The organism is Mucilaginibacter sp. HD30 (genome assembly GCF_054061755.1).
Map to the genome: position 1 here is coordinate 572,068 of NZ_JBSSEO010000001.1, position 12,989 is coordinate 585,056.

Here is a 12,989-nt window from a genome sequence, read left to right on the forward strand (position 1 = left end):
AAGGCTAACATTAAATGTGCGATTAAAATAAAAGAAGAAAACGTTAGATTGCGGACGTAAACCTACCCGCATGAGTCGTAAAATTTTGCTTAGCATCACCCTTGTTTTTTTTGCCGGAATAACCATGGCGCAGCTACCCATTGTAGCATCATCCAATAAAACCATTCGTCAAAACTTATCAGGTACCGATAAAGATCATACCGTCAACTGGGATTTTTTCTGCACCAAGGGCCGTAAAAGCGGGCAGTGGACAACTATCCCGGTACCCTCAAACTGGGAGTTTCAAGGCTTTGGTGGCTACAATTACGGCCACGACAAACAAAAAAACGATGAGGAAGGCTTATACAAACACCAATTTAAATTAGGCGCTAACGCGCAGCACAAACGTGTTTTCATTGTGTTTGAAGGTTCGATGACCGATACCGAAGTAAAGATCAATGGGCAGTTAGCAGGCCCTGTTCATCAGGGTGCTTTTTACAGGTTTAAGTATGATATAACCGGCCTTGTAAAAAGCGGTGATAACCTGCTTGAAGTAAAAGTGAGCAAGATGTCTGCCGATGCATCTGTGAACCGCGCTGAGCGGAATGGCGATTTTTGGATATTTGGCGGGATCTATCGGCCGGTTTATTTAGAGATAGTCCCTGAAAGCTACGTAGATCGTGTTGCTATTGACGCTAAAGCTAACGGCCAGATAAGATTGGATGTGTTTGATAAAAATGCCAACGCCAGCCAGATTATTCAGGCTGAAGTGCAAACATTGAAAGGTGTTCGCGTAGGTGAATCATTTACTATAAAGGCTAAGGGCGACAGTATCACTTTACGGGCCGGCTTTAAGAACATAAACACCTGGAATCCTGAACAGCCAAACCTATATAACCTGGTTGTTTCAATTAAAACAGGTAATAAGGTAATTCACCAAATAACCCAGCGTTTTGGCTTCCGCACGGTTGACCTGCGCAAAGGCGATGGTATTTATGTTAACGATAAAAAAGTGATATTTAAAGGTGTTTGCCACCACTCTGAATGGCCCGAGTCTGGGCGAGCGTTAAGCAAGGCTATTGATCTGTTAGATATCAAGCAGATAAAGGAAATGAACATGAACGCGGTGCGGATGTCGCACTACCCGCCTGATCAGAGTTTTTTAGATGTTTGCGATTCTTTAGGTCTTTTTGTGCTGGATGAATTAACCGGCTGGCAGGCCAAGTACGACAACAACGTTGGCCGTAAACTGGTAAAAGAAATGATGGTGCGCGATGTAAATCACCCGAGTATAGTGCTTTGGGACAATGGTAACGAAGGTGGTTTTAACCGCGATCTGGATAAAGATTATCCGCTGTATGATCCGCAGAAACGTACGGTGATACATCCCTGGGAACGTTTTAATAATACTGATGCGAAGCATTACCCGGTTTACAATTACGTTGTAAACAGCAACCTGTACGGCAGCGATATCTTTTTCCCTACCGAATTTATGCATGGCCTTTACGATGGCGGGCATGGCGCCGGATTAGACGATTTTTGGAACCTGATGCTCAGCAGTCCGCACAATGCCGGGGGCTTTTTATGGGTATATGCCGATGGCGCCATTGTGCGTACCGATAAGGATAATATTTTAGACGCCGATGGCAACCACGCCCCGGATGGGATTGTTGGCCCGCACCGCGAGAAGGAAGCAAGCTTTTATACGATTAAGGAGATCTGGTCGCCGGTTTATATTAGTAATAGCGCCTTGCCGCAAAACTTTGATGGCAGGCTGAATATTGAGAACCGCTATCTATACACCAACTTAAGCCAATGCAGTTTTAGCTGGAAACTGGTGAGCTTTGCATCACCGCAGAGTAAGGCCACTATGCCAACAATCAATTCGTCGGGTACGGTAAAGGCTTACAATCTGGCTCCGGGCGAAAACGGTTACCTTAAACTACAGCTGCCAACCAATTGGAAAAACAGCGACGCGCTGTTGCTTACAGTTAGCGATGCGGCAGGCAAAGAAATAGTAACCCGCAGCTGGCCTATAGCAGTTACGCAAACTATTGCGGCCAGGTTTACCGCAGGCAGCGCTGCAACCGCAAGCAGTTTGAAGGAGGAGAATGGGCAGATCATTGTAACCTGCGATGCCATTAGCTATTATTTTGACACTGCTACGGGTTACCTCAAAAAAGTTAAAGGAGCAGCGGGTGATATTTCCCTATCAGACGGGCCGATATTGGCAGGAGTGAGCATGCAGTTTAAGGAAATAAGTAGATCTGTATCTGGCAATAGCCAGGTGATAGAACCTGTATACTCTGACGCTAATTTCAAGGTAAAATGGACCTTTACCCCCGGCAAACCTGTACAGTTGCAATACAATTACCTGCCCAGAGGCAATGCGGATTTCTATGGTATCACTTTCAATTATCCAGAGCAGAACATTACCGGGATGAAGTGGCTGGGCGATGGCCCTTACCGCGTTTGGAAGAACCGTTTAAAAGGCGGCACACTTAATGTTTGGCAAAAGGATTACAACAATACCATAACGGGCGAAAGCTGGACCTATCCCGAATTTAAAGGCTATCATGCCAACCTGTATTGGGTTACAATCCAGAACAAAGAGCATCCTTTTACGGTGTATACCGGCGATGAACACATTTACTTGCAAATGTTAAAACCCGCCAAGCCTGTGAGTGCGCCTAATGATAACACCAGTCCCGCGTTTCCGGAAGGAAACATTGGGTTTATGACGGCTATCCCGGCGATAGGCACCAAGTTTAATCCTGCTACTGATATGGGGCCGCAAAGTCAGAGGAACGTGCAGTTAAACACAACGCCGGTATCGGGTACATTGTGGTTTGATTTTAGATAAGGTAGCTTGAGAATAACCCCGTTTCGTTTCATGTAGATATATCAAACAGGCGAAACAAATGAAACGTTATCTTTTATAACTGTCTGATAAATAAACGTTTGGCTTTTTAGGTGAAACGCCATGAAACTACTTATTCGTCAGAAAATTTAGCTGTAAAAATTGCTTAACTCGTTAATTATTAAATATTTATGGAGTATGGCTTTTTGTTTTTCACAAAGAAACGCCAATCTTGTCTGTAATTGGCATGGCTATAACTCACCGGGGTATGGGCCAAAAAGAAAATATCTTATCCTACCTGTCCAATTACCAAAAATCAATCGTCATTAGTTTTTAACCAACAAAATTTCAAACTAATGGAAAAATTTATGCTCTTATTCAGGGGTAGCGATGTCTATCAACCTGATCAATCTCCGGAAGATCTACAGGTACTTAAAGAAAAAATGATGAACTGGGTGTTTGACCTTGTTAACAAAGGGCTTCATGTATCCAGCGAGCCACTGGAGCAGACAGGTAAGCAGGTTAAAGGCGCAGAAAAGATTGTAATTGATGCTCCTTTCGGGGAAGGAAGAGGGGTTATTGGCGGCTGCACCATTGTGCTGGCAAAGAATATTGATGCGGCTATTGAACTGGCTAAAACCTGTCCCATTTTAGCCACTAACGCCAATATTGAGGTGCGGCCCATACAAAGCTTTTAAATTTTAATTAATAACCATGGGAAAAGTAATAGTGCTGATCAGCGTAACCCCTGATGGATTTGCTGATGCCGAAAATGTGATTGCTAATGCAGAATTCTTTGAGTTTACACATGGGTTGATGGCCAATGCGGACGTAGCTGCATTTGGACGGCTTACATTTGAGATGTTTCAGGACCGATGGCCCGGCAGGCTAATTAATGAAGACACGCCAGGCTGGGTTAGGAAAATGGCCAAAGCTTTGCACCACATACCTAAGATCGTATTCTCATCAACCCTTAAAAATACAACGTGGCATAACTCAAGCATAGTTGATCAACTTAACACCGACTATATTAACGCCTTTAAACGCGATAACAAAGGGGCATTGTTAACTTTCGGCAGCCTGAGTCTTATCGAAGAATTAACGAAGATGAACCTGGTAGATGATTATTATTTTAATATACTGCCGGTTCTGCCGGGTAAGGGCCACGCACGTTTATTTAGCAAGCTAAATTCAGATCTACCACTTGGGCTTAAATTTATAGATAGTATAAACTTTGCTTCAGGAGCACATGTTATGCACTACCAAAGTGACGGCGCTAATCCATAAATCTTGCAAATGGGGTAATTAGCATTTTCTAACCTGTCTTAGTCATTGTTTTTAATAAACCTTGCCCCCCAACAGATTTAGCCGTTAGTGAGGATGGGTGCTAACGTATCAAAGCTGATATGCGTAAAATGGGAAAGTACCGGTACCAATAGTTAAAATAAACCCGCCGGTTCACCCCCGGACTGGAAGTTTCTAATTAAGCCGATAAGCGCTGCGCCATATAGACTGGCCTTATGCGGGCCAACACCTTTTATTGCACCAAGCGCTTTGAGTGTTGCCGGTAATTTTTCCGCAATAGCTGCTGAAGTTTTTTCGGATAGGACCATGCTCGGCATGACTTTTTCGGAAGCCGCCGTAGTTTCTCGCCAGATCAGGATCTGTTCGTATAGCGCTTCGTTTGGCACCGCGTTCAGTGCTTTGAGATACGAATGGTTATGACTATTCAGTTTGGTTTTGCCGAGGGCTAAATAACTTTCGGTTGAAAATGGATTTGTTGCAAAATGGTCAAGCAACCGCAAGCGATTCATCATCCAGATAATCAACTGATCAGCTTTTGCCGCTTTGTCTTTGGATTGGTTAATCAGCTGCGGTAGTTGCAAGTGTATACTTTCTACCGCTGAACGCAGTTTCTCCAGGAAATAGCCGGCCGCCTGCTGGCTGCGTTCCGCATTGATTCGCTGGATGAATTTTTCGGCAACATCCACTATCTCTGTTTGAAAGGTCGGCAGCATGATATCAAAACCTTTGAGTCGCGTTTTTAGCGGCACAAAATTGAATAGTTCACTTAGCAGGAACAGGCGATATTGTTCCTGGTCGCGTAATAAACTGTTAGCATCAGGTTTGATCCATTCGGCTTTTTCATTAAAGCGGGCTACAGCAGGGTCACCAATAATATTGTGAGAAGCAATAGGACTGCGTAAGACCATACCACTCAAACTTCGGCATCTGCTCAGCGCCACGTAAGCCTGGCCATGGGCGAAAGATTCTGCGACGTCAATTATAGCTTTATCAAAAGTAAGGCCCTGGCTTTTATGGATGGTGATGGCCCAAGCCAGTTTAAGCGGAATTTGCGCAAAACTACCGGCGTTGGTTTCCTTAATTTCCTCGTCGGTGGCTTCATATTTTACGTTCGTCCATTCCAGCGCTTCAACGGCAATTTCTTTACTGCCACTTTGCACAAAAACCGTTTTGTCTTCAATACGCGTTATCGTACCTATCTTACCGTTATAAAACAGTTTTTCTGCCGAACTATCGTTCTTAACGAACATTACCTGTGCGCCAATTTTTAATTTAAGGTTGGTTTCGGTAGGGTAGCCATCTTTAGGAAATTCACCTCGGATGGTAGCTGCAAATTCAACTTCTTCACCGGGCAAGGCGCTCAACCATTCCGAATTGATTTGCTGAGCAATATTATTGTGCGTGGTAAGTGTAATATAGGGATCGTTAGCATCTGGTTTGAAATCAGCTACATAGCGCTCGTTTAATAAAACAAGGCTTGTTTCACTGAGCCGTTGGTTACGTACTTCGTTTAAAATATCAACGAAAGCTTGTTCTTTTTGACGATAAACATGTTCCAGTTCGATACGTACATACGACGCCTTCTGTAAGACCTGGCTGCTGAAAAAATAAGGTGTGTGGTAATAAGGCCGTAGGATGCCCCACTCGTCGTCGCGGATGATCGGGCTTAATTGCGAAAGATCGCCGATCAATAACAGTTGCACGCCCCCGAAAGGATGGCCGGAACCTTTTATATTTCGCAGAATTAGATCGATCTGGTCAAGCGTGTCAGGCCGCACCATACTAACCTCATCAATGATCAGCAGTTCCAGGTTTTGTAAAAGTTCCCGCTTTTCTGCGCTGTAAAAACTATCCTGACCGAGAGTTCCCGGGATAACCGGGGCAAAAGATAGCTGGAAAAAAGAGTGCACGGTCATGCCGCCAGCATTGATCGCAGCCACACCGGTAGGTGCTATGATCGCCAGTTTCTTTTTGGAAATGCGGCGAAGGTTTTGAAGAAAGGTAGTTTTACCCGTACCGGCTTTGCCTGTTAGGAATACGACGGTGTTGGTCGATTCCAGGTAGTCGGAGGCCAGTTGCATGGCGGTATTCAGTTCACTCATGGGTAATACCGCAAATTTATACTAATAGATTTAGTATTGTGCAAATTTTTTACATTTTTGGTTCCGGCGGTGGTCTCTCATATAGTAGCGCTGCGAACTGCCAGAAATCAGGGCAAAATCAGTATAGCCTTAACCACAGCACCCGCTGCACCGCGTCAGACGAGACTACTGTCGCTGTTATTTCGGATCTCGGTTAAAATTAGGTTCTGAATTCGATGGCAGACGTTTGTAAATTAAATTTTACTTCTTTAATCCAAATTTACGTGGGTAATAAGCAAGGGTTAGCATAAAGTATTGCTGTAGTACATTATTGCTGCTACTGGTGATGATGTTATTATATACAGTGTTATAAATAGCCTTATTTTGATGGAGGATATCTAAAACCGAAAACTTTATTTCGGCATCATTGCCTTTCAAGAAACGATAGCCAATATCAGCATTCCAGATGGTGAAATAAACGTTGTCTGCTTGGCCCGACGATTTAGTGTTATTGAAGTTTACCCGGGTGTTAAAAAACACGCTGCGTGGAAAAGCGAATGCCAAGCCGGCGTTGGTTGTCCATTTATAATAAGATGACTTGTTTAATCCCAATTGCTCGGTTTGGTTGCCTTCGAAATTTTCGCCAAAGCTTGCAGACCATATTGATTTATACGTGTAGTTTAACGTTGTCGATATGTTGAGTGTTTGGGTTTTAGTTTCGCGCGTTTGCCCGTTTAAGTTTAACAGGTACCGGTAATAATTGGTGATTGGCCTTGCATTGAAAGAGAATTGATGATCTTTTAAATTAAGCGCTTTGTCAACACTACCGCTTAGGCTAAAATATTTTCTGTCGCCAAGGTTAATTGTTGAACGGATGTAGCGGCCTACCACGCCGGTATTGTCATAATTTGAACTATCAGACATATTGTTTTTTATAACCCCTGCCGAGGCTGACAGTTGCCATCTAAATGGATTTTTTGTGGTAAGGCTATAGTAGTCGTAACTAAATGACACTTTATGATCATATGAAGGTTTTAAACGCAAATTTCCTATCTGTATGCTATAAACATTGGCATTGTCATTAAGCGGTGCTAATTGCGATATCTCCGGGAAATTTACAGCGGTATTGTAGCCTAAGCTATAAGTCTGGCTACTGGTGCCATACTGGTAGTTTGAATAACGAAAAGTTGCCGAAGGAATAAAATAGTAATAATTGCGGTTTATGTTTTGGAACAACTGCAAGGCCGAGTTACGCTGCATAAAAAACTGGTTCTCTGCCATCAGGCGTAGATCCCAATTTTTAGAATAACGGTTATCCAGGCCTTTATTAAAAGATTTAACAAACTGTAATCCCGGCCGCTCATCAATGGTTTTTAAATGGGTTATGTTGGTTAAGCCCGCGTTGGGCGTGTAATTGGGGTTGCCCGCCAAAATATCGCTAACATTGTTGTTTTCTTTATAATCCTTTATTTCCAACATGTTTTTAAAATCAATGATAATAAATGGGGTGCGGCGCTGTAACAAGCCATTTATGCCATTTAGAGTGGTAGTTATGGTGTGGCTTGCAGATGTATTATCGTTTAAATAACGGCGGTTAATGTATTTGTTTTGCGTAATATCTGTTGCCTTTAAGTCGGTAATATTCTTACTATCCCTGTCAGCGTCGATAATGTCAAACCGATAATTGATGGTGGCGCTAAGCGATCGTTGTTTCTGCTTTGCGTTATCCCAATACCTATCAGTAGAAAATGTCACGTCGCCACTTAAATGCCTTGTGCCTGCGGTTGAATTGCTTTGTTGCAAATTCAACGACTGATTGCCATTATTAACATTAATTGAAGTATTGGTAGTGTTGCTTGCAGAAGTGGTGTTACCGTTACTGTAGTTTACCGAGCCCATTAACGAGCCATGCAAAAAACGTTTATTGTAGGTTGCATTACCACGTTGGCTGGCTTCGTTATTTGTGCTATTATTATAACCTTGTTGTACAATATCGCCCGTGTTTAGCTGAATGGTAGACATGCTTTGCCTTAGCGTATTGTTAGCAGCATCGCGTATAAAGTATTCGCCGCGCAAATTATTGGTTTTGTAATAGCTTTGGCGGGTATCACCATCTTTACTAAAATCCTGAGATACTGTAAAGCCACCCCCTTTAAACGTATTTGACCCCGGTTGCGTAAAATCTGTATGGTAATCATTATTTATACCCTCACCTTTAAATGAGTTGAAGTTCATCAGGGTGTTAACGTAATAAGCTGTTTTGTTTACATTATTATATGCGCCTGCTACCGCTACCTGCGTTTTTGGCGAAAAGTAAGTCATCATTGCATCGCCCGCATAATGATCCTGCGTGCCGCTACCCAAACCAAACTTTCCAAAAAAGCCATCTTTTTTGCTTTTCTTAAGTACAATGTTCATTTCGGTTTTAGGAGAAATGGGGTCCGGATCTTGTTTGTTCTGATACACCTGCACTTTTTGTACCGCATTCTTTTGGATGTTTTGAAGTGCGATCCTGTTGTCGCCGCCAAAAAACTCTTTCCCGTCAACCAATAACCTGCTTATTGTTTTGCCATTAACGGTTATTGCACCGTCGCCCCAAATGGTTACCCCTGGCAGTTTACGCAGCAAATCCTCAATTACGGCATTGGTATCCAACTTAAAGGCACTGGCATTAAATTCAAGTGTATCACCCCGCATTTGCATAGGCGCCGCCGCCGCAGTTATAACTACTTCATTAAGGGAATGTTCAACACGCTCCATGTTGATCGTTTTAAGCTCTACCGCTTTTGTTTTAGGCGATATGGTAAACTCCACCATTGATGATTGGTAACCAATATAAGTAACTATAATACGCAGGGGTATGCCCACCGGTATTAGTTTAAATTGATACTTACCATAGTTATTTGTTAGCTGATAGCTAACCAACTCTTTATCCTGAGCTTTATAGATAGCAAGCGTTGCGGCTTGCATAACGTAGTTGTGTAGGCTATCTCTAACCAGGCCGGTAACCTCGCCTACATTTATAGTGTCTTTTTTCTGCGCAGCTGTTTGGGCCGATGCTGCATTAAATGTTAGAATTGCTGCTATGGTAGCAAAAAGCAGCTTAAGTTTTATCTTCACGTTTGAAGGTTTATAATTGTGTTAGGTTTAAGTGTTTATTGTGGCGGGACTTGATTGGGTTACAACTGGTCCTTTAACTTTAGTTGCAAAATGACAGGGTTATCTTTCATACTGCCTTTTTTGAAGTATTCGGCCAAAACCGGTGGATATGTTACTTTTTTGTCGGCGTTACCCTCATATGCTTTAAACATGCCCACGCCTGATACGCTGGTGTATAAGCTACCTCCTGTACAAGCCAATATCCCCCTGTCATTAAACGTCCAACCCACCTGGTCATATATCGGCATAAAGTATGACCGTTCATCCTGCAGAATATGTTTATACGCTATCACGCTGCCTGATTTAAGGTTATAGATCAGGTTATCCTCCTTGTTATTATAGCCATTTCTGGAGAAAGTTTTAAAGACAAGGTTATTACCCGTTCTGAAAAAATTGCCTAAACCAGTTAATACGTTCCCGTTTTTTTCTGTCCACTCCACTTTTTTATCAGCGTAAAGTTTATTGGTCATAAAATCAGTAGGCAGCGATATTAATAATGGAAAAATAAACTTATAAGTAAACTTTATGGTATTAGGGGTTACTGTATATATGGCGTAATCCCACGTTTTTGAATAAAAATAAGCGGTATCAACACCAAAACTGGTTAGGGGACCTAAACCATTATAGGTATACTCTATCTTTCCTTCTGATTTTTTGAACGGCAGCCCTTGTGCGGTTACTTTATGGTCAGTCTGCGCATATATTATAAGCGATTTAGCGAATGGTTTGTAGTACTTATCTGTAGGCTGTAGCCTGTTTTCGCTTCCGACGGTTACGCTTTTATCGGGTCCTAAAAAAAAGAATTCGCTCTGGCTTATTTCGTCTTGTGCGGTTTCGCCCCCCAATTTTGTGGTTTTAATAACCTTTCCATCATAATCACAATAAGTTAGATTTTTATAACCATCGGCGGTAAAAATTATCTGCTTATCCCATTTATTGACAGAGAAATTGTAGATATAATTCTGGCTGTTTTGCGAGCTTTTAATTTTAGCATGAAACTTACCTGCTTTGGTAAAAATAAGTATGGCGTGGGTGTTATAATCTAAAATAATGAAGTAATCATCAGTTATCTCTAATTTAGATATACTTCCAAAAAGACTTTCTTTAGTAGTTTCTAAGGGAATATAATTTACTTCGCTGAAAAAGTCAGAAGCAACGCCGCCAACGGCATTTGATGGATCTATCCGCAAAGTTTTAACATCGCTTGAATCCACTTTAATAACTTTTTGGGCTAACACTGCCGGGGCCAAAGCAAAAAAAAGATAAAATGATATAGTAAGCACGATAAGTAGTGACCGCATAGGTGATTGGTGTATAGGTTTAGTTTCTGTTTCAATGATAATCAAATTATTTTTAAATGAAAGAAAGGCGTGTGTTAAAATTAAATTTTACAGGAATTTCGTTGGCGCGACCATGCACAACCTACTAAGGAGAGAAGTTGGACCCCTTGTGAATACTTAAAAACACTAATTCAGTTTAAATAACAAAGCCTGCCCGCTATTGCGGGCAGGCTTTGTTATTTAAGTGGAGGCGGAGGGATCTGAATTGCCTTTTTTGATGCTGATATTCAATATTTTAGAATTGGTTGATTTCTTATTCACCGAAACACTCACCAATTTTTTGAGTACAGATTAATTGCAAATCTTATAAGTGAAGATATGAACATTAACTAAATTACAATGTAAACGGCTTCAATAATTATTTTATGTTTGTATTAAAAATAATCGCTTCTCCTTACCGTTATTTGTATTTTTAATAAAAGAAGGGCGTTGTCAGGAGCGAACTACTTTTCAGAGCCCTCCTCAAAAGTATCCTCTTTTTGGACTAGGATCATTCAATGGACACCCTTGGAATCTTAAGCTGTGATCTTTTGTATTACAGTTTTGAATGCGGTTAATTGCCTACTTCAATTCTTGAAATTATTATTAACTTTTAAGTCAGATAGGGGCCTTTTTGTTGACGAAACTACTTCATATCATTAAGGGAGAATGCAAATTTGCTTCCTTTAAGTGCAATGTCACCTAGTTCGGTTTTTTTTGTGACAATGACATTTCCGCTTGCAAGCCCTTTTCCTGAATCTTTATCGTATTCAATAAGTTCCGCCTGTACTTTGAATTCCTTATATGTAAATTCAGCATTGCCATAGCCAAACACTTTAGCTAATTTCGTTACTGTAGAGTCTTTTCCGATTAAGTTAAACGTCACGTTGGTAGAATCTTCGGTAGCCTCTTTATTGTATGAGAAAAAAATGGCAGGTTTCTCATTGATTTGATTTCCTCTAGTGTTATTATTTCTGTTAAGGAGTATATGATCTCCCGATGGTCTGCTTTTGGTTATCTCCTGTAGTTTATTTTTCAACGCCGAAACAACGGTCTGTTTAGCTTTAAAAATAAAGACCACTGGGTTAGTGCTATCAAAATGATAAGATAACTTATCAGCTTCTTTAGAAGTTAAAACATAAATATCGCCGATATCTTCTGAATGCAATCGGCCAATGTTTTCTTTTGGCACGCTTTCCCCCTCAAGGACATAGTTTGATGAGTCACGGCTATCTGACGAAAAAAGAACTTTTGAAGTCGCGGCATGATCGGATACATCAGATGCAAGAGCAACGGTTGTTATAGGTTTCTTTTGAGCATAAGCGTCTGTCTTGTTAAAATCTAAGGAAATTATTTGTTTTGGTATATCCAGATTGTTGATAGCTTTGACCGCATTTTTAACTACTATCGGTGCCGACAATGTAAAACATAAAAGCACTAAGCTCAATATCGGAACAAGAAGAACATACCTAGCCAATGTGAATCGGGATGACTTCTTGGCATTCATCATCACAATCCGTTTTTTTAAAGTCAAAAAGTTAAAGGAGCTTGTAATATTAAGAGAATTTGATGCGTTGACGCTCACATTTAAAAGGCTATATTGGTAGGCCTTACTGTCTATACCTTTTTGCAATACCTTTTGGTCTGCAATGAACTCAATATTTTCTCGCATTGCCTTTTTTATAAGCCATATTCCGGGATTGAACCAATAGAACACCGCACTTGTTTCAGCAAGGAGAATATCAATGGTATGCCATTGCTTGACATGAATCTGCTCGTGCTTAATAACATTTTGCAGGTTCTCATTACTTAGTTTTGTAGGATTGATATAAATGTTTTGCAGAAATGAAAACGGACTGATGTCCTTTTTAATAATCCTTACCGGTTGCCCACACAACTCGCCTGGAACTGACTCTCTGTACAACCGGTATAAAGAAAGAAATTGAAGTAATAATCTTAAAGCAAATGCGCCAACTCCAAAGTAAAACAGAGCTTCTGTCCAATGCCACCGCTGTGCTTCCTGGACCACTGGCCGTATTAGGTTTATGGTAGGTTCCTTAAAACTCATAACCACGCTCTTTACAGGCATAACAGCCTTTTCATGCTGCCGGAAAAAACCATCGAGATGCACAACAGGATAAACACTGGAAAAAACGATGGCGGCAACCAGGTATACCCTGTTAAGCGAATAAAACGTGAGTCTCCTAAGCACGCAGTAATAACCTAAGCAGAACAGGAGCAATGCCATATTTATTTTTAATAAAAAAACAAACAGAGCGGGCATGT

The 12,989-nt window shown here is 41.3% G+C and carries 7 protein-coding genes; 3 read left to right on the plus strand and 4 right to left on the minus strand.

All coding sequences use genetic code 11. From position 1 onward, the window contains the following. Positions 1–70 precede the first annotated feature (70 nt). The 3 genes from ACVW2L_RS02790 (at position 71) to ACVW2L_RS02800 (ending at position 4,126) form a co-directional block, all read left to right on the plus strand. The gene (locus tag ACVW2L_RS02790; protein WP_457126430.1) at positions 71–2,842 is read left to right on the plus strand and encodes a glycoside hydrolase family 2 TIM barrel-domain containing protein; all 2,772 of its coding nucleotides are present in this window, start codon (positions 71–73) and stop codon (positions 2,840–2,842) included. Positions 2,843–3,195: 353 nt separating this feature from the next. Next, the gene (locus tag ACVW2L_RS02795; RefSeq protein WP_457126431.1) at positions 3,196–3,537 is read left to right on the plus strand and encodes a YciI family protein; all 342 of its coding nucleotides are present in this window, start codon (positions 3,196–3,198) and stop codon (positions 3,535–3,537) included. Positions 3,538–3,553: 16 nt separating this feature from the next. Further along, complete coding sequence (locus ACVW2L_RS02800) at positions 3,554–4,126, plus strand: dihydrofolate reductase family protein (protein WP_457126432.1); 573 nt, start codon at positions 3,554–3,556, stop codon at positions 4,124–4,126. Between the two features lie 152 nt (positions 4,127–4,278). Here ACVW2L_RS02800 and ACVW2L_RS02805 read toward each other — a convergent pair whose 3' ends face one another. The 4 genes from ACVW2L_RS02805 to ACVW2L_RS02820 all read right to left on the minus strand — a co-directional run bounded on the left by ACVW2L_RS02805 (position 4,279) and on the right by ACVW2L_RS02820 (position 12,987). Then, positions 4,279–6,246 (minus strand): AAA family ATPase, encoded by a 1,968-nt coding sequence (locus ACVW2L_RS02805; RefSeq protein ID WP_457126433.1) that lies wholly within the window; start codon positions 6,244–6,246, stop codon positions 4,279–4,281. Positions 6,247–6,486: 240 nt separating this feature from the next. Beyond that, positions 6,487–9,345 (minus strand): outer membrane beta-barrel protein, encoded by a 2,859-nt coding sequence (locus ACVW2L_RS02810; RefSeq protein WP_457126434.1) that lies wholly within the window; start codon positions 9,343–9,345, stop codon positions 6,487–6,489. A gap of 59 nt (positions 9,346–9,404) precedes the next feature. Further along, complete coding sequence (locus tag ACVW2L_RS02815) at positions 9,405–10,685, minus strand: 6-bladed beta-propeller (protein WP_457126435.1); 1,281 nt, start codon at positions 10,683–10,685, stop codon at positions 9,405–9,407. Positions 10,686–11,349: 664 nt separating this feature from the next. Beyond that, the gene (locus ACVW2L_RS02820) at positions 11,350–12,987 is read right to left on the minus strand and encodes a M56 family metallopeptidase (RefSeq protein ID WP_457126436.1); all 1,638 of its coding nucleotides are present in this window, start codon (positions 12,985–12,987) and stop codon (positions 11,350–11,352) included. Positions 12,988–12,989: the final 2 nt, after the last annotated feature.